General features: G+C 61.7%; 15 protein-coding genes. 11 read left to right on the top strand and 4 right to left on the bottom strand.

The genetic code is table 11. The features are described 5' to 3' along the window. The first annotated feature begins 81 nt into the window (after positions 1-81). On the top strand, positions 82-864 hold the full coding sequence (gene ygiD, locus GUC32_RS21180; protein WP_025304317.1) for a 4,5-DOPA dioxygenase extradiol: 783 nt from the start codon (positions 82-84) through the stop codon (positions 862-864). Between the two features lie 47 nt (positions 865-911). Here ygiD and GUC32_RS21175 read toward each other — a convergent pair whose 3' ends face one another. Together GUC32_RS21175 and GUC32_RS21170 are read right to left on the bottom strand one after the other, a co-directional pair. Next, positions 912-2,072 carry a glutathionylspermidine synthase family protein gene (locus GUC32_RS21175; protein WP_025304316.1) on the bottom strand — a complete coding sequence of 387 codons (1,161 nt, stop codon included), beginning with the start codon at positions 2,070-2,072 and terminating at the stop codon, positions 912-914. 3 nt (positions 2,073-2,075) lie between these two features. Continuing rightward, complete coding sequence (locus GUC32_RS21170) at positions 2,076-2,738, bottom strand: DUF1190 family protein (RefSeq protein WP_025304315.1); 663 nt, start codon at positions 2,736-2,738, stop codon at positions 2,076-2,078. 353 nt (positions 2,739-3,091) lie between these two features. On the opposite strand from GUC32_RS21170, the gene GUC32_RS21165 reads away from it, so the two are divergent. From GUC32_RS21165 to dhaM, 4 genes are read left to right on the top strand one after another with little or no spacing between them, the layout of a single operon-like run. Further along, positions 3,092-4,192, top strand: a complete 1,101-nt coding sequence (locus GUC32_RS21165) for a glycerol dehydrogenase (RefSeq protein ID WP_043142071.1) — start codon at positions 3,092-3,094, stop codon at positions 4,190-4,192. Between the two features lie 51 nt (positions 4,193-4,243). Further along, complete coding sequence (dhaK, locus tag GUC32_RS21160) at positions 4,244-5,314, top strand: dihydroxyacetone kinase subunit DhaK (RefSeq protein WP_043142075.1); 1,071 nt, start codon at positions 4,244-4,246, stop codon at positions 5,312-5,314. Between the two features lie 9 nt (positions 5,315-5,323). Beyond that, positions 5,324-5,956, top strand: a complete 633-nt coding sequence (gene dhaL / locus GUC32_RS21155) for a dihydroxyacetone kinase subunit DhaL (protein ID WP_043142078.1) — start codon at positions 5,324-5,326, stop codon at positions 5,954-5,956. Between the two features lie 11 nt (positions 5,957-5,967). After that, the gene (dhaM, locus tag GUC32_RS21150; RefSeq protein ID WP_025304311.1) at positions 5,968-7,398 is read left to right on the top strand and encodes a dihydroxyacetone kinase phosphoryl donor subunit DhaM; all 1,431 of its coding nucleotides are present in this window, start codon (positions 5,968-5,970) and stop codon (positions 7,396-7,398) included. On the opposite strand, the gene dhaR is transcribed toward dhaM, so the two are convergent. Both dhaR and hasF read right to left on the bottom strand, forming a co-directional pair. Then, entirely contained in the window at positions 7,395-9,344 is a 1,950-nt protein-coding gene (dhaR, locus tag GUC32_RS21145; RefSeq protein ID WP_346411951.1) for a dihydroxyacetone kinase operon transcriptional regulator DhaR, read from the bottom strand. The genes dhaM and dhaR overlap by 4 nt on opposite strands. Before the next feature lie 150 nt (positions 9,345-9,494). Then, on the bottom strand, positions 9,495-11,012 hold the full coding sequence (gene hasF, locus GUC32_RS21140) for a multidrug efflux transporter outer membrane subunit HasF (protein WP_164063356.1): 1,518 nt from the start codon (positions 11,010-11,012) through the stop codon (positions 9,495-9,497). 347 nt (positions 11,013-11,359) lie between these two features. Here hasF and nudF point away from each other — a divergent pair, with 347 nt between their 5' ends. From nudF to GUC32_RS21110, 6 genes are all read left to right on the top strand, one after another. After that, the gene (gene nudF, locus GUC32_RS21135; RefSeq protein WP_043142088.1) at positions 11,360-11,992 is read left to right on the top strand and encodes an ADP-ribose diphosphatase; all 633 of its coding nucleotides are present in this window, start codon (positions 11,360-11,362) and stop codon (positions 11,990-11,992) included. Then, entirely contained in the window at positions 11,992-12,417 is a 426-nt protein-coding gene (locus tag GUC32_RS21130; protein ID WP_004937244.1) for a DUF1249 family protein, read from the top strand. The genes nudF and GUC32_RS21130 overlap by 1 nt, the downstream gene beginning before the upstream one ends. Positions 12,418-12,444: 27 nt before the next feature. Beyond that, positions 12,445-13,272 (top strand): 3',5'-cyclic-AMP phosphodiesterase, encoded by an 828-nt coding sequence (cpdA, locus tag GUC32_RS21125; RefSeq protein WP_060434581.1) that lies wholly within the window; start codon positions 12,445-12,447, stop codon positions 13,270-13,272. After that, the gene (gene yqiA, locus GUC32_RS21120) at positions 13,272-13,856 is read left to right on the top strand and encodes an esterase YqiA (protein WP_025304306.1); all 585 of its coding nucleotides are present in this window, start codon (positions 13,272-13,274) and stop codon (positions 13,854-13,856) included. Before cpdA ends, yqiA begins: the two co-directional genes overlap by 1 nt. Positions 13,857-13,902: 46 nt before the next feature. Then, positions 13,903-15,798 (top strand): DNA topoisomerase IV subunit B, encoded by a 1,896-nt coding sequence (gene parE / locus GUC32_RS21115; RefSeq protein ID WP_025304305.1) that lies wholly within the window; start codon positions 13,903-13,905, stop codon positions 15,796-15,798. A gap of 81 nt (positions 15,799-15,879) precedes the next feature. Next, a complete protein-coding gene (locus GUC32_RS21110; RefSeq protein ID WP_025304304.1) occupies positions 15,880-16,776 on the top strand; it encodes a LysR substrate-binding domain-containing protein in 897 nt (298 codons plus the stop codon). Positions 16,777-16,783 lie beyond the last annotated feature (7 nt).

Raw genomic sequence — 16,783 nt, 5'->3', positions numbered from 1 at the left:
TCATCACGGTTATCCGGCTGTGTTGCTGCGTCAAAGCGCGTAATGTAGCGGCATAGCACAATTTGAACTGAGGATCCCCCTATGAACACCTCTCGTATGCCGGCACTGTTTCTTGGCCACGGTAGCCCTATGAACGTGCTGGAAGACAACCGTTACACCCGGGCATGGCGTGCGTTGGGTGAGTCATTGCCGCGGCCGAAGGCGATCGTGGCGGTTTCTGCGCATTGGTATACCCGTGGCACTGCGGTCACTGCGATGGAAAAACCCAAAACCATTCACGACTTCGGCGGGTTCCCGCAGGCGCTGTTTGATACCCGTTATCCTGCGCCGGGCTCTCCCGCGCTGGCCACGCAGCTGCAGCACATTCTGGCGCCGGTGCCGGTAACGGCGGATCTCGGCGAGTGGGGGTTGGATCACGGCACCTGGGGCGTATTGATCAAGATGTATCCCAATGCCGATATCCCGGTGGTGCAGCTCAGCGTCGACGGCACGCAGCCGGCGGCTTACCACTATGAGCTGGGCCGCAAACTCGCGGCGCTGCGGGATGAGGGCGTGATGATCGTCGCCAGCGGCAACGTGGTGCACAACCTGCGCATGGTGAAATGGCAGGGCGATACCAGCGCCTACCCGTGGGCGGAATCGTTCAATAACTTTGTCCGGGATAACCTGCGCTATCGGGGCGACAACCACCCGCTGGTGGATTTCATGCGCCATGAGGGCGCGGCGTTGTCAAACCCGACGCCGGAACACTATCTGCCGTTGCTGTACGTGCTCGGCGGCTGGGATGGAAAAGAAGCCATCAGCGTGCCGATCGACGGTATCGAAATGGGGGCGCTGAGCATGCTGTCGGTGCAGGTGGGGTAAATAAAAAACGCCAGTCAGAGACTGGCGTTTTGTCTTCAGCGGGGTGATCAGCCGAGGATGGTGTGCGGATAGAAGCGCGACAGATCCTGCGTGATCAGCTCGCGATCTTCGCGCAGGCCGATGCCGCAGGGTTGATCGTTCACCAGCCAGCTGCCGATCAGCGTGTAGCTGTCTTCGAACTTTGGCAGCGGATGGAACTGCTGCACGATCATGCCCTCTTCGCCGTATGGCCCATCGACGCGCGCCACTTCCTGACCGTTTTCGACGATCTGGATATTGGCGCCTTCGCGTGAGAACAGCGGTTTGGTGACGTAATGATCCATCGGCGGATGATCGTCTTGCGCGAAATAAGCCGGCAACAGGTTAGGGTGGTTAGGGAACATTTCCCACAGCAGCGGCAGCAGCGCCTTGTTGGAGATGATGCTCTTCCAGGCCGGCTCCAGCCAACGCACGCCGGCGTCTTCCAGCTTGGTGGAGAACATCTCGCGCAGCATGAATTCCCACGGGTAGAGCTTGAACAGGTTGCCGATCACCTGATCCTGCAGATCGGTAAACTGGCCTTTCTCGCCAAGACCAATCTCTTCCATGAACAGGAACTCGGTCGGCAGACCGGCTTCCTGCGCGCAGTCCTGCAGATATTGCACCGTGCCGCGATCTTCTTCGCTGTCCTGGCAGCAGGCCAGGTGCAACAGGCCGAAGCCGTGATGCGCTTTCAGCTCGGCGAAACGCTCGATCAGCTTCTCCTGCAGGCTGTTGTACTGATCCGATTCCGGATCCAGCTTGCCGGCGTTGATCTGGTCTTCCAGCCACAGCCACTGGAAGAAGGCCGCCTCATACAGCGAGGTTGGCGTATCGGCGTTGTTCTCCAGCAGCTTCGGCGGGTTGACGCCGTCGTAGGCCAGATCGAGACGCGAATACAGCGACGGCTGGTTGGTGCGCCAGGAACTGCGCACGAACTCCCAGGTGTGTTTCGGAATGCAGAACTTGGCCATCAGCTCATCGCTGCCGACCACCTTTTCCACCACCTGCAGGCACATCTGGTGCAGCTCGGCGGTGGCGTTTTCGATCTCTTCAATCTGCGCCAGCGTGAACTGGTAATAGGCGTCTTCACACCAGTACGGCTCGCCGTACATGGTGTGGAAACGGAAACCGAACTCGGTCGCTTTTTCACGCCAGTCCGGGCGCTCGGTAATAGCAATACGTTTCATGCATCAACCGCCCATGCTGCGAGAGCCGGAGTTGGAAGTGGCGCTGCTGCGCTGCATGCTGGTCTGCTTGGCCACGGTCTCGCCGAAACCGCCGCGGGTCACGGTGTTGGTGACCGCAGGCTTCGGCGCCATGGCGGTTTTCGGCACCGTCATGGTGCGGCCGCCGGCGGTGGCCGGGCCGTAGCTCTTGCCGCTGGCGTCGACAAACTTGCCGTTCGCCGGGCTGGCGGCGTTCTTGGAGGTGAACAGCGGCTGTTGCGCGAAGCCGGAACCGCCCATCAGGCGGCCCATCATGTAGCCCGCCATCAGCGGCATCCAGAAGCTGCCGCTGCTTTGCGATTCCGCCGCCATGCCGGCCTGTGCCGGCGCCTGGGTGCACTGCGCTTCGCCGAACTCGGCGACGCAGTCTTCGCGGGTGGCGTATTTCGGCGCGGTTTTCGCCGCTTCTTGCAGGGCGTTGTTGTAGGAGGTGGTGCACTGCTCGCTCATCGAAGGATTGGCGCGCGAACAGTCATCGGCATTCTGATACAGGGAGACCGTTTCATCGCTCTTCTCGCAGCCGGCCAGCATAAAGACGGCGCTGATCGCCAAGGCCACGGGCGCGACACGGTAGCTGCGCCAGGATTTGCGGAACGTCTCTTGGTTGATGTTTTTTGTCCGTTTCATCGTTATCAATCCCATCATGCGGGCTGTTTTCGCCCTTTCCCAGTAGTGGCGCTAAGGATAGGGGAAACATGGTCAAAATTAAAGCTGAAACGCCCGTAGAATCCACTCTTTACGCAGTTATACGTTGGGGTGTGCGCCAGTTCGCTTTCGCGGCGAAAAAACGCGCGTTGGCGTTTCATCATGAAACGTTATCGCTATGATGATGTTCCATAATGGAACAAAAATCGCGAAGCTCGCCAGGCGGGTGGCAGGCGCTCATAGTCGAAGCACAACAACAAGCCGGCGGCGAAGTCGGCGCGTCATCACCTGATATCTGAACGTTACCATCGCCAACTCCCTACAAGGATCCGGTTATGTTGAGAATCATCCAGTCACCAGGTAAATACATTCAGGGCGCCAATGCGCTAGCCGTCGTCGGCGAATACGCCAAATCCCTCGCCGATCATTACCTGGTGATCGCCGACGACTTCGTGATGCAGCTGGCGGGCGACACCCTAATGGGCAGCCTGCAGCAGCACGGCGTGAAACATCACGCGGCCCGCTTCAACGGCGAGTGCTGCCGCAAAGAGATAGACCGGCTCGGCCGCGAGCTGCAGGCCCACGGTTGCCGCGGAGTGATCGGCGTCGGCGGTGGTAAGACGCTCGACACCGCCAAGGCCGTCGCCCACTACCAACAGCTGCCGGTGGTGCTCATTCCCACCATTGCTTCCACCGATGCGCCGACCAGCGCGCTGTCGGTTCTCTACACCGAACAGGGCGAATTCGCCGAATACCTGATCTACCCGCGCAACCCAGATATGGTGGTGATGGACAGTTCCATCATCGCCAACGCGCCGGTGCGCCTGCTGGTGGCCGGCATGGGCGACGCGCTTTCCACCTATTTCGAGGCGCAGGCCTGCTTCGACGCTCAGGCCACCAGCATGGCCGGCGGCAAATCGACGCTGGCGGCGCTCAGTCTGGCGCGGCTGTGCTATGACACGCTGCTGGCCGAAGGGGTGAAGGCCAAGCTGGCGGTCGAGGCCGGCGTGGTAACGGAAGCGGTGGAGCGCATTATTGAGGCCAATACGTATTTGAGCGGCATCGGCTTCGAGAGTAGCGGGCTGGCGGCGGCGCACGCCATTCACAACGGTTTCACCGTGCTGGAAGAGTGCCACCACCTGTATCACGGCGAAAAAGTGGCGTTCGGCACCTTGGCGCAGCTGGTATTGCAGAACAGCCCGATGGCGCAGATTGAAACCGTGTTGGCGTTTTGCCATGACATCGGCCTGCCGATCACGCTGGCGCAGATGGGCGTCACCGGCGACGCGACGGCGAAGATGATGGCGGTGGCCGAGGCCAGTTGCGCCGCCGGCGAAACCATTCACAACATGCCGTTCAAGGTCACCCCTGCGGGCGTGCAGGCGGCGATCCTGACGGCGGACAGGCTGGGCACCGCCTGGCTGCAGCGTCATTGATACCGTTGGGGCGCGGTGCGCCGCGCCCCTGGGCTTACAGAGGAAATCATCGTGAAAAAACTGATTAATCAGGTCGAGTCGGTGTTGGAAGAGCAGTTGCAGGGGCTGGCGGAGGCCCATCCCGAGTTGCTGGTGCACGCGGATCCGGTGTTCGTGACCCGCGCCGACGCGCCGGTGGCGGGCAAGGTGGCGATCCTGTCCGGCGGCGGTAGCGGCCACGAGCCGATGCACTGCGGTTTCGTCGGCGAAGGGATGCTCGACGGCGCCTGTCCGGGCGAGATTTTCACCTCGCCGACGCCGGATAAAATGTACGAGTGCGGTCAGGCGATCGACGGCGGCGCCGGCGTGTTGCTGCTGATTAAGAACTACACCGGAGACGTGCTCAACTTCGAAACTGCCACCGAACTGCTGCACGACAGCGGCGTCGCGGTGGCGACGGTGCTGGTGGATGACGACGTGGCGGTCAAAGACAGCCTGTTCACTGCTGGGCGACGCGGGGTGGCCAACACCGTGCTGATGGAGAAACTGCTGGGCGCCGCCGCAGCGCGCGGCGACGATCTGGACAGCGTGGTGACGCTGGGGCATCGCATCAACAACCACGGGCATTCGATTGGCATTGCGCTGGGTGCCTGTACCGTCCCCGCCGCCGGCAAACCGTCGTTCACCCTGGCGGAGAACGAGATGGAGTTCGGCGTCGGCATTCACGGCGAGCCGGGCATTGCGCGCCGCCCGTTCACCACGCTCAACGCGGCGGTGGACGACATGTTCCATACGTTGATCGACCACGGCCACTATCAGCGCACGATCCGCGTCTGGGATCGTCAGCAGGGCGAGTGGCGCGACGAGATGCAGACCAAGCAGCCGCTGACGCGCGGCGATCGGGTGATCGCGCTGGTCAATAACCTGGGTGCCACGCCGCTGTCCGAGCTGTATGGCGTCTACCATCGATTGGCGGAGCGTTGCGCCGAGGCGGGCATCATTATCGAACGCAACCTGGTGGGTTCTTATTGCACCTCGCTTGATATGCAGGGCGTGTCCATCACGTTGTTGAACGTGGACGACGAGCTGTTGTCCTTGTGGGATGCGCCGGTGAAAACGCCTGCGCTGCGTTGGGGTTGCTGAGGAGGAATTATGGCGTTGACCAAACAACAGGTCGTCGATTGGCTGATGCGTTGCGGCGAAGTATTCAACCGGGAGCGCGATTTTCTCACCCAACTGGACACCGAGATCGGCGATGCCGACCACGGTCTGAACATGAATCGCGGTTTCAATAAGGTGGTAGAAAAGCTGCCGTCGGTGGCGGACAAGGATATCGGCTTTATCCTGAAAAACACCGGTATGACGCTGCTGTCGAGCGTGGGCGGCGCCAGCGGTCCGCTGTTCGGCACCTTCTTCATCCGCGCGGCGCAGGCAGCGAACGCCAAGCAAAGCCTGGATCTGGTGGAGCTGCATCAGGTGATGCAGGAAGGGGTGGAAGGCGTGGTGATGCGCGGTAAGGCGGAGCCGGGCGACAAGACCATGTGCGACGTCTGGTGGCCGGTGGTGGAAAGCCTCGGCCAGTCCGCGCAGCAGAACCTGAGCGTGGCGGAGGCGCTGCAGCGTGCCGCCGACAGCGCCGAGCGGGCGGTGGAGAGCACCATTACCATGCAGGCGCGTAAAGGGCGGGCCAGTTACCTGGGCGAGCGTAGCATCGGCCACCAGGATCCCGGCGCCACTTCGGTGATGTTGATGATGAAAACGCTGGCCGAGGTCGCCGGCAGTTAGCAGGAGGCGAGATGATTAATATCGTGGTGGTTTCGCACAGCGCGTTGCTGGCGCGCGGCGTTGAGCAGTTGGCGCGGCAGATGATGCGCGGTGACGGCTGCAAACTGGCGCTGGCGGCGGGCGTGGATGACGAGCAGCACCCGATCGGTACCGACGCGGTCAAAGTGATGGAGGCGATCGAAGCGGTCGCCGGCGGCGACGGCGTTCTGGTGCTGATGGATCTGGGCAGCGCGCTGCTCAGTGCCGAAACCGCGCTCGATCTGCTGGACCCGGACCTGGCCGCCAAAGTGCGGCTGTGCGCGGCGCCGCTGGTTGAAGGCACCTTGGCGGCGGTGGTGGCCGCCAACTCCGGTGCTTCGCTGGAACAGGTGGTGGCGGAGGCGCAGGGGGCGCTGCAGGCCAAGCAGGCACAGCTGGGTGAGGCTTCACCGACGGCGAAAAGCGTGGCCTTGCCGCTGGCGCAGGGCAAAAGCGTAACCTGGACGGTGCAGAACCCGCACGGGCTGCATGCGCGCCCGGCGGCGCGGCTGGTCGAGACGCTGGCGCCGTTCAAGGCCGAGCTGGTGCTGGAGAAGCAGGGGCAGTGCGTCGATCCGCGCAGCCTCAATCAGCTGGCGCTGCTGCAGGTTCGTCACGGCGACACCGTTCGCCTGATTGCCGACGGTGCGCAGGCGGACGAGGCGCTGGCGGCGTTCAAAGCGCTGGCGGAACAACATTTCGGCGAGACGGTCTCCGAGCGGCAGCAGCCTTCGCTGCACGGTATCCCGGTGGCGGAAAGCGTCACCAGCGGACCCGTGTTCCAGGCCCACAGCTTCTGGCCGCCAACCGTCGATCGACGGATTGGTGCGGACGAGGTGTTGGGCGAACAGCAACGCCTGCGGGAGGCGCTACAGCACACGCTGAGCGATCTGAACCGGCTGGCGGAGCGTACCGGCACGCTGATCGGCAAGCCGCAGGCGGCGATCTTCGGCGCCCACAGCATGCTGCTGGACGATCCGGATCTGCAGCAGGCGGCTTACACCCGCATCGCGCAGCAGCTGTGCTGCGCCGAGCAGGCCTGGCGGCAGGTGCTGGGGGCGATCGCCGAAGAGTACCGTGAGCTGGATGACGACTACATGCGGGCGCGCGAATTGGACGTGCGCGACATGCTGCGCCGCACGCTGTGCCATCTGCAGGGGCTGCCGCTGCCGGCCATGGCGCTCGCAGAACCGTCAATCTTGGTGATGGACGAGCTGATGCCCTCGGAGGTGGTGATGCTCGACAGGCGGCTGGTGCTCGGCATCTGCCTGAGCGGCGGCAATGCCCTGTCGCACAGCGCCATTCTGGCGAAGGCAATGGGCATTCCGATGGTGGTCGGCATGCAGGATTGCCTGAGCAAAACCCGCAGCGGGCAGAAGGCGATGCTGGACGCCGCGCGCGGGGTATTGCAGCTCAGCCACTAGGCACGCAGCTTGAACTGGCGGATGTCGATCCCGTGCTGTTTGATCTTCCGCCACAGCGTGGTGCGGCCGATGCCCAGCAGCTGCGCCATCTCCGTCACCTGGCCACGGCTGACGGTCGCCGCGCGCAGGATCGCCTGGCGTTCCATGTCCGTCAGCGTCAACAGCGGTGCGCCGGGCTGCGGATCGCTTTCCAGCAGCGACGGCTGGCCGAGCAGGTGCGCCGGCAGATCCGCCAACTGGATGTGGTGGCCGTGGCAAATCATTGCCGCGCGCTCCACCACCCCTTTCAGTTCCAAATCGTTGCCCGGCCACAGATAAAGCGCCAACTGGGCCATCACCTCGTCATCGACCCGGAAGCGACACTGAAAATGCAGCTCCAGCGTGCGCAGATGGTGTTTGACCAGCAGCGGGATATCGCTCAGCCGCTGGCGCAGCGGCGGGATCAGGATTTCGAACGCCTGCAGGCTGTAAAACAGCTGGCGGCGGAAGCGGTTTTGCTGCACCAGCAGCGGCAGATCGGCGGCGCTGCCGGCGATCACACGCACATCGACCGGGATCACCCGGCTGGAATTGAGGCGGATCACCACGCCGGTTTTCAACACCTGCAGTAGCGCCGACTGCATCTCCGCCGGCAGGTATTCGATCTGTTCGAGGTACAGCGTGCCGCCGTTGGCCAATTCGAATTTACTGAGCTGGCCCGCCTCTTCTTCGCTGGCGTCGCTGCCCAGCAGCTCTCGCAGCCCCTGCGCCTGCGTCAGCAGTTGGCAGTTAAGGGCGATATACGGCCCGGCGGCGCGTTCGCCGGCGTTGTGGATAGCCTGGCTGAGCAGCTCTTTGCCGACGCCTTCTTCCCCTCGCAACAGGATCGGATGCTGGCCTTTGGCCGCCTGCTGCCCGTAACGGATCAGTCGCCGCATTTCCAGCGAGGCGGAAGGCATCTGTTCGAAGCTGTGGCTGACGCGCCCCAGCTGGCTGCTGACATACTGGCGCAGCCGTTCGAGCGGGTGCAGCAGGGCGATGAAACTGCAGCGATCGCCGTCGAAAATCGGCTTGAGCGTCAGCAATGCGGCGATAAATTGTCGCTGACTTTCGAAGGTGACTTCGACGTGTTGCAGCGGTTGGCGATCGGCGATGGCGCGCTTGAGCAGCGCGGGCAGCGTCAACAGTTGCGTCAGCGGCTTGCCCTGGCTCTGCTGTTCGTCCAGCTTCAGCAGGCCGGCGGCGCGCTGGTTGATGTATTGCAGGTAGCCGCGGTGATCCCAGGCCATGACGCCGTCGTCCACGCCGTCCAGCAGGCCGTAAAGCTGATTCAGATGGCGGTTGGATTCCGCCAGCAGGCCGTCGGCGTTCAGCGAGTTACCGATTTCGCGGGCGATGGCCAGCGTCAGCGACAGATCGCCGGCGGCGCAATCGGGCAGCAGGCAACCCAGGGCGATCGAGCCGCGTTGGCGGCCGCTGTTGTCGTAGACCGGCGTGGCGCAGAACGACCAGCCGTGCAGCGCCTGGCGCACATGCTCTTCACCGCTCACCCGTACCGGGTGGCCTTCCGCCGCCGCCAGCGCCGGTGCATTGGTGCCGATCTGTCCCTCGGCCCAGTAAGCGCCGGGGGCGAATCCCAGTTGCTGCAAATGCTCCCAGGTTTGGGCGTCGCCGCAATGCCACAGCGTGCAGCCGCTCTCGTCGAGGATCAGCAACAGACAACGTCGCGGCTCCATGTATTCGCAGGCGTCTTCCAGCGCCGCCTGGCCAAGCGTCAGCAGATCGTTCTTGCGGCGGCAAATCGATTCGAAGGTGGCGCCCTGAGCGCGGTGCGGTGCCTGCCAAACGTCTGGCTGCATCAGGCTGCGGCAGCGTAGCCAGGAGGCGTAAACGGCTTGTGTCGGGCGCAGCGGCGGCGGCAGTTCACCGTCGTTAATCAGCCGCTGCCAGCGTGAATCGTTGTCCATCGAACCTCATCCAGACTGCGAAAACGAGAGTGAAGATGATACCACCTGGTGTAGCGGCGGCTGTGAGGCGGTGGGCAGAAGCGGGGACATCGGGGCAAAAAAAACGGGGCGCGGCGCAGGCCGGACCCCGTGTTTATCAACGTGCGCGCATCAGTTACGGAATGGGTTGCCGCTGTGGCGAGCCGGTTGGCTGGTGGTAACGGCCGGCGCGGATACGCGAGTGGCCGCCGGTGCCGGCGCCGCGGTTTGTTGCATCGGCGCATTGTCCTGATAACCGTCCGCATAGGCGTCCTGCGCGCGGTTTTGCGGTGCGACGGCGTCAGGCGCGGTCGACACCGGTTTGCCCAACGCGCCATTCAGCAGCAGCAGATCGTTCTGGTTCAGCGTGCCGAGCGCCGACTTGATGTTCAGCTGGTTGATCAGATAGGTATAACGCGCGTCGGACAGTTGACGTTTGGCGTTATACAGGGTGGTGGTGGCGTCCAGCACATCGACGATGGTGCGGGTACCGACCTGATAACCGGCTTCCATCGCGTCCAGGGAGCTCTGCGCGGAGATCACCGCCTGTTTGTAGGCGTTGATGCTGCTGATCGAGGCGTTAACGTTGTTGAACGACGAACGCACGGTCTGCACCACGCTGCGGTGGGAGCTTTCCAACTGCTCACTGGCGCCGACGAAGCCGTACTGCGCTTGTTTGACCTGCGAGTTGGTCGCGCCGCCGCTGTATAGCGGCAGGTTGAAGCTGATGCCGACCTTATTTTGGCCCGCATCGGAGTCGCTGTAGCGTGCGGCATTCGCGCCGCCGGTGTTGGAGCCGTTGTATTTGGTATTGCTGATGCCGGTCGACGCGCTGACGTCAATCGTCGGCATATAGCCAGTTTGGGCTGCGCGGATTTGCTCACGCGCCAGATCCTGGCTCAGACGGGCGGACAGCAGGCTCAGGTTGCGCGCTTCCGCTTCTTTCAGCAGGTTGTTCACCGCTTCCGGGCGCTGGGTACTGAAGCGATCGGTATTCAACGAGGCCAGCTCCGGGTAGAAGGCCCCGGTCACCTGGCGCAGCGTTTCCAGCGCGTTATCCAGATCGTTGCGGGCGGAGACTTCGGCCGCCAGCACGGTGTCATAGTTCGAACGGGCGTTCTGCACGTCGGTGATCGCCACCAGGCCCACGTTGAAGCGTTGGGTGGTTTGATCCAGCGTGCGGTAGACCGCGTCTTTCTGCGCCTGGGTATAGGACAGCGTGTCGATCGCTTTCAGCACGTTGAAGTAAGCGGTGGCGGTGTTGAGAATCAGCGACTGCTCTGCGGTCTGGAAGGTGACGTCGGAGATGCCGGCGGTCTTTTCCTGCAGCGTCAGCTGGCGCCATTTCGACATGTCGAAGAGGGTTTGCGTCAATGCCAGCGAACCGCTGGTCACGTTGCTGTTAACGCCATTGCTGTCACGATAACCGTTGGTGTAATCGTAACCTGCGGTTAAACCGAGCTGCGGCAACAGCGGGCTGCGCGCTTCATTGATCTTTTCGAATGCGGCGTCGCGGTCAGCAGCACTTTTGCGCAGATCCGGGTTACTTTCCCTGGCCTGTTTGTAGACCTGCAGCAGGTTCTCTGCCTGGCTCATTGCACTGAAGCCGCCCAGGCTCAGTCCGATAAGAAGGGGGAGCAGTTTCTTCATTTGCATTCCTTGTTGTGCAGCAATATTGCTATGTTAGCGCTGACGATAGACGAAATAGTTGCCGATTCTAGCAGAGTCTGCGGTACGCATCAGGTGGCTGAATGTGCCATCTCACGTAACTTTTACCTTTCAGACCGCCCATTTACCTTGGCGTACTGCCCCGGTCGACTGCAGCTGATATTATGGCTGACAATCCGGATTGTTTCCCGCTATTACCTGCGAGCGCACAAACGTGCCGCATCCGGCGGCGAGAAACAGCCTAACATAAAGCCGCGGCGGAGAGTCCCGCTGTTTCTGTCATCAAAACCGTTTATTTTATCGGCATACTCAAGCAGGAGAATTCGCGCATGAACCGTTCGCAGCCGTCGCCCGTTACTTTCGATAAAAAAGATGTAGAAATTATTGCACGCGAGACGCTGTACCGTGGTTTTTTTTCACTCAATTTATACCGGTTTCGCCATCGGTTGTTCAATGGCGAAATGAGCCCTGAAATCACGCGTGAAATTTTCGAGCGCGGCCATGCGGCGGTGCTGCTGCCCTATGATCCGGTGCGCGATGAAGTGGTGCTGATTGAACAACTGCGCATCGCCGCGGTCGATACCCGTAATTCGCCCTGGCTGCTGGAAATGGTGGCGGGTATGATCGAAACCGGCGAAAGCGTCGAAGACGTGTGCCGCCGCGAAGCGCAGGAAGAGGCCGGCGTGGTGGTCGGGCGCTGTAAGCCGGTGCTGAGCTACCTGGCCAGCCCCGGCGGTACCAGCGAACGTTTGTCGATCATGGTCGGCGAAGTGGACGCCCGCACCGCCGAGGGCATCCACGGTCTGGCGGAAGAGCATGAAGATATCCGCGTCCACGTGGTCAGCCGCGAGCAGGCTTACCGCTGGGTAGAGGAGGGCGCGATCGATAACGCCGCATCAGTGATTGCATTGCAATGGCTGGCGTTGCACCATGAATCGTTGAGAAAAGAGTGGGCCAACTAATGAAACAGCGCTATACCCCTGATTTCCCCGAAATGATGAGATTGTGCGAAACCAACTTCGCGCAATTGCGCCGCTTGCTGCCGCGCAACGATGAAGCGGGCGAAACGGTGACTTATCAGGTGAACGGCGCCGGCTATCGTTTGACCATCGTTGAGTCCACGCGTTACACGTCGCTGGTGGAGATCGAGCAGATCTTTCCGGCGGTCAGCTACTGGAGCCTGCCCGCGATGACGGTGCGGTTGTACCATGACGCCATGGTTGCGGAAGTGTGTTCCAGTCAGCAGATCTACCGCTTTAAAGCGCGTTATGATTATCCTAATAAAAAGTTGCATCAACGCGACGAAAAGCATCAAATTAACCAGTTTCTTGCTGATTGGCTGCGCTACTGTTTGGCGCATGGAGCGATGGCGGTTCCGGTTTGTTAGACAGACTGAAATAACAAAGGACACCATTTGGAAAGCCTGTTTAAACTGCCCGTGGCGAGTGGGGCCGCGGTCAGGATTCTACAAATAACAGATACCCACCTTTTTGCCGGCGAACACGAGACGTTGCTCGGCATCAATACCTATCGCAGCTATCACGCGGTGCTGGACGCCATCCAGGCGCAGCGCCGCGACGTTGATTTGATCGTCGCCACGGGAGATTTGGCGCAGGATCATTCGCAAGAGGCGTACCGCCACTTCGCCGCCGGCATCGCGCAATTGCCGGCCCCCTGCGTGTGGCTGCCGGGTAACCACGATTTCCAACCGGCGATGGTCGACGCGTTGGCCGCCGCCGGCATTGCCCCTTCCAAACAGGTGTTGCTGGGCGACGACTGGCAGGTGCTGATGCTGGACAGCCAGGTGTTCGGCGTGCCGCACGGCGAATTGAGCGAGTATCAGCTCGAGTGGATGGAGCGCTGCCTGCAGGCTCACCCCGAGCGCTATACGCTGTTGCTGCTGCACCATCATCCGCTGCCGTCCGGTTGCACCTGGCTCGATCAGCACAGCCTGCGCAACCCGCATATGCTGGGCGCGATCCTGCTGCGTTATCCGAAAGTGAATACCGTAGTGTGCGGGCACATTCATCAGGATCTGGATCTGGAATGGCAGGGCCGGCGCCTGTTGGCGACGCCGTCCACCTGCGTGCAATTCAAGCCGCACTGCACTAACTTTACCATCGACGACGTCTCGCCCGGCTGGCGTTACCTCGATCTGCTGCCGGACGGCCGCGTCGAGACGCAGGTGTTCCGCCTGGAAAACGACGATTTCCGCCCCGATATGGACTCGGATGGATACTGATGCCTTCGACGCTGCTCTACCTGCACGGTTTCAATAGTTCGCCGCAGTCGGCCAAGGCGGTGGCCTTCAAGGCCTGGCTGGCCGAGCACCATCCCGACATCGAGATGCTGGTGCCGCAGCTGCCGGCCTTTCCGGCGGAGGCCGCCGAGATGCTGGAAAATATGGTGCTGGAACGCGCCGGGCAAACGCTCGGGCTGGTCGGCTCATCGCTGGGCGGCTATTATGCCACCTGGCTGTCGCAGTGTTTTTCCCTGCCGGCGGTGGTGGTCAACCCGGCGGTCAAGCCGTTTGAGCTGCTGGTGGACTATCTCGGCGCCAACGAGAACCCCTACACCGGCCAGCAATATGTGTTAGAGTCTCGGCACGTTTACGATCTGAAAGTGATGCAGATCGATCCCTTGGAGTCGCCGGATTTAATCTGGCTGCTGCAGCAAACGGGCGATGAAATTCTCGATTACGGCCAGGCAGTGGCGTATTACACCGCGTGTCGGCAAACGGTGGAGTCGGGTGGAAACCACGCCTTCGTCGGTTTCGAGCACTACTTCCCCCAGATTGTGGATTTTTTAGGGCTAAACGCGGTCTGACGGACCGTTCCGGCACCTCCCTTTAACCACGAAAAAATAATCAACGATGACTCAATCCAGCTATAACGCTGATGCCATTGAAGTACTCAGCGGTCTAGAACCAGTGCGCCGTCGTCCCGGCATGTATACCGACACGACGCGCCCAAACCACCTCGGCCAAGAGGTGATCGATAACAGCGTCGACGAAGCGTTGGCCGGTCACGCCAAGCGTATCGACGTGATCCTGCACGCCGATCAGTCGCTGGAAGTGATCGACGACGGCCGTGGCATGCCGGTGGACATCCACCCGGAAGAGGGCGTGCCGGCGGTTGAGTTGATCCTGTGCCGGCTGCACGCCGGCGGTAAATTCTCGAATAAAAACTACCAGTTCTCCGGCGGCCTGCACGGCGTTGGGATCTCGGTGGTCAACGCCCTGTCGAAGCGAGTAGAAGTCAACGTGCGCCGCGACGGCAACGTTTACGGTATCGCCTTCGAAAACGGCGACAAAGTGCAAGATCTGACGGTGACTGGCACCTGCGGCAAACGCAACACCGGCACCAGCGTGCACTTCTGGCCGGACGAACAGTTTTTCGACAGCCCGCGTTTCTCGGTATCGCGCCTGACTCACCTGCTGAAAGCCAAAGCGGTGCTGTGCCCCGGCGTCGAGATCTATTTCATCGACAAGGTGAACAACACCGAGCAGCGCTGGTGCTACCAGGACGGCCTGACCGATTACCTGATGGAAGCGGTTAACGGCCTGATCACCCTGCCGGAAGCGCCGTTCGTTGGCAATTTCGCCGGTGATACCGAAGCGGTGGACTGGGCGCTGCTGTGGCTGCCGGAAGGCGGCGAGCTGCTGACCGAAAGCTACGTCAACCTGATCCCGACCATGCAGGGCGGCACCCACGTCAACGGCCTGCGTCAGGGGTTGCTGGACGCGATGCGCGAGTTCTGCGAATTCCGCAACATCCTGCCGCGCGGCGTGAAGCTGTCGGCGGAGGATATCTGGGATCGCTGTGCCTACGTGTTGTCGGTGAAGATGCAGGATCCGCAGTTCGCCGGGCAGACCAAAGAACGTCTCTCTTCGCGTCAGTGCGCGGCCTTCGTTTCCGGCGTGGTGAAAGACGCCTTCAGCCTGTGGCTGAACCAGAACGTTCAGGCGGCGGAACAGCTGGCCGAGCTGGCGATTTCCAGCGCCCAGCGCCGCCTGCGCGCGGCCAAGAAAGTGGTGCGCAAGAAGCTGACCAGCGGGCCGGCGCTGCCGGGCAAGCTGGCGGACTGCACCTCGCAGGATCTGGCCATGACCGAACTGTTCCTGGTGGAAGGGGACTCGGCGGGCGGATCGGCCAAGCAGGCGCGCGATCGCGAATATCAGGCGATCATGCCGCTGAAGGGCAAGATCCTGAATACCTGGGAAGTGTCCTCGGACGAAGTGCTGGCCTCGCAGGAAGTGCACGACATTTCCGTGGCGATCGGCATCGATCCGGACAGCGAAGATCTCAGCCAACTGCGCTACGGCAAAATCTGCATCCTGGCGGATGCGGACTCCGACGGCCTGCACATCGCCACGCTGCTGTGCGCGCTGTTCGTGCGCCACTTCCGTTCGCTGGTGAAAGGCGGCCACGTTTATGTCGCCATGCCGCCGCTGTACCGCATCGATCTCGGTAAAGAAGTGTTCTACGCGCTGGATGAAGAAGAGAAGGCCGGCGTGCTGGAACAGCTGAAGCGCAAGAAGGGCAAGCCGAACGTCCAGCGCTTTAAAGGGCTGGGTGAGATGAACCCGCTGCAGCTGCGCGAAACCACCCTCGATCCGAATACCCGCCGGCTGGTGCAACTGACGGTAGCGGAAGATGATGTCGATCAGACGCTGGCGGTGATGGACATGCTGTTGGCCAAGAAGCGTTCGGAAGATCGCCGTAACTGGCTGCAAGACAAGGGCGACATGGCCGAATTGGCGGTCTGAGCCTGACCCTGGCCCGGTGAACGCCGGGCCTGCTTTCCCGCAGGGCGTTCATGCGGCGCCCGATAACCTGGGCCGAAATGCATGAAGATCACGCTCGAAGAATTGCTGGCGTTCACCTCGGTGGTCGACAGCGGTTCCATCACCTCCGCTGCCGATCGGCTCGGCCAGACGACATCCGGCATCAGCCGCGCGCTCAGCCGCCTGGAGAACAAGCTCGATACCACCCTGATGCGCCGCACTACGCGTCGCCTGGAGCTGACCGAAGAGGGGGAAAGCTTCCTGAGCCATGCGCGTACGATCATCAACTCGGTGGAAAATGCCGAAGAACAAATGGCGGTGCGTCGGCAGATGCCGGCCGGGCGGTTGCGGATAAATGCGGCTGCGCCTTTTATGGAGCACGTCATCGTGCCGCTGGTAGCGGGGTTCAGGGAACGTTATCCGCAAATTTCGCTCGAGCTGAACACCGACAACCTGGTTATCGATCTGCTGGAAAAACGCACGGATATTGCCATTCGCATCGGTGCGTTGCGCGATTCGACCATTCATGCGCGCGCGCTGGGCGCCAGCCGGTTGCGCATCCTCGCCAGCCCGGCTTATCTGCAGCAGCACGGCACGCCGCAGAGCGTGGAGGCGTTGCATCGGCATTGTCTGCTCGGTTTTACCCAGCCGGAATCACTGAACCAGTGGCCGTTGCGCTATCGCCAGGCGCCGCATTTCACCATCACGCCAACGATCTCGGCGTCCAGCGGTGAAACGCTGCGGCAATTGGCGCTGCGGGGCGAGGGGATCGTACAGCTGGCAGACTTTATGACCCGTCGCGATCGGGAAGCCGGCAAGTTGGTGACGTTGCTGGAGCAGGAGACGCTGGACGTGCGCCAGCCGATTAATGCGGTGTATTACCGCAATACGCAATTGGCGGCGCGCATCACCTGTTTTCTTGACTACGTCAGCGCGCACATCGACGCGCAGACGTTATAAGGCGGGG

The organism is Serratia sp. NGAS9 (assembly GCF_009905295.1).
In the GTDB taxonomy this organism is placed as follows: Bacteria; Pseudomonadota; Gammaproteobacteria; order Enterobacterales; family Enterobacteriaceae; genus Serratia; species Serratia bockelmannii.
The sequence above is the reverse complement of the archived record's forward strand: the minus strand, read 5'-3'. Positions and strand labels throughout refer to the sequence as shown.

What these genes read in the sequence shown, in the direction of transcription:
- GUC32_RS21165 (WP_043142071.1), top strand. Translation starts at nt 3,092, where the DNA reads ATGTTGAGAATCATCCAGTCACCAGGTAAATACATTCAGGGCGCCAAT.
- GUC32_RS21130 (WP_004937244.1), top strand. Translation starts at nt 11,992, where the DNA reads ATGAAACAGCGCTATACCCCTGATTTCCCCGAAATGATGAGATTGTGC.
- ygiD (WP_025304317.1), top strand. Translation starts at nt 82, where the DNA reads ATGAACACCTCTCGTATGCCGGCACTGTTTCTTGGCCACGGTAGCCCT.
- dhaM (WP_025304311.1), top strand. Translation starts at nt 5,968, where the DNA reads ATGATTAATATCGTGGTGGTTTCGCACAGCGCGTTGCTGGCGCGCGGC.
- GUC32_RS21175 (WP_025304316.1), bottom strand. Translation starts at nt 2,072, where the DNA reads ATGAAACGTATTGCTATTACCGAGCGCCCGGACTGGCGTGAAAAAGCG.
- yqiA (WP_025304306.1), top strand. Translation starts at nt 13,272, where the DNA reads ATGCCTTCGACGCTGCTCTACCTGCACGGTTTCAATAGTTCGCCGCAG.
- hasF (WP_164063356.1), bottom strand. Translation starts at nt 11,012, where the DNA reads ATGAAGAAACTGCTCCCCCTTCTTATCGGACTGAGCCTGGGCGGCTTC.
- GUC32_RS21110 (WP_025304304.1), top strand. Translation starts at nt 15,880, where the DNA reads ATGAAGATCACGCTCGAAGAATTGCTGGCGTTCACCTCGGTGGTCGAC.
- parE (WP_025304305.1), top strand. Translation starts at nt 13,903, where the DNA reads ATGACTCAATCCAGCTATAACGCTGATGCCATTGAAGTACTCAGCGGT.
- GUC32_RS21170 (WP_025304315.1), bottom strand. Translation starts at nt 2,738, where the DNA reads ATGAAACGGACAAAAAACATCAACCAAGAGACGTTCCGCAAATCCTGG.
- dhaL (WP_043142078.1), top strand. Translation starts at nt 5,324, where the DNA reads ATGGCGTTGACCAAACAACAGGTCGTCGATTGGCTGATGCGTTGCGGC.
- dhaR (WP_346411951.1), bottom strand. Translation starts at nt 9,344, where the DNA reads ATGGACAACGATTCACGCTGGCAGCGGCTGATTAACGACGGTGAACTG.
- nudF (WP_043142088.1), top strand. Translation starts at nt 11,360, where the DNA reads ATGAACCGTTCGCAGCCGTCGCCCGTTACTTTCGATAAAAAAGATGTA.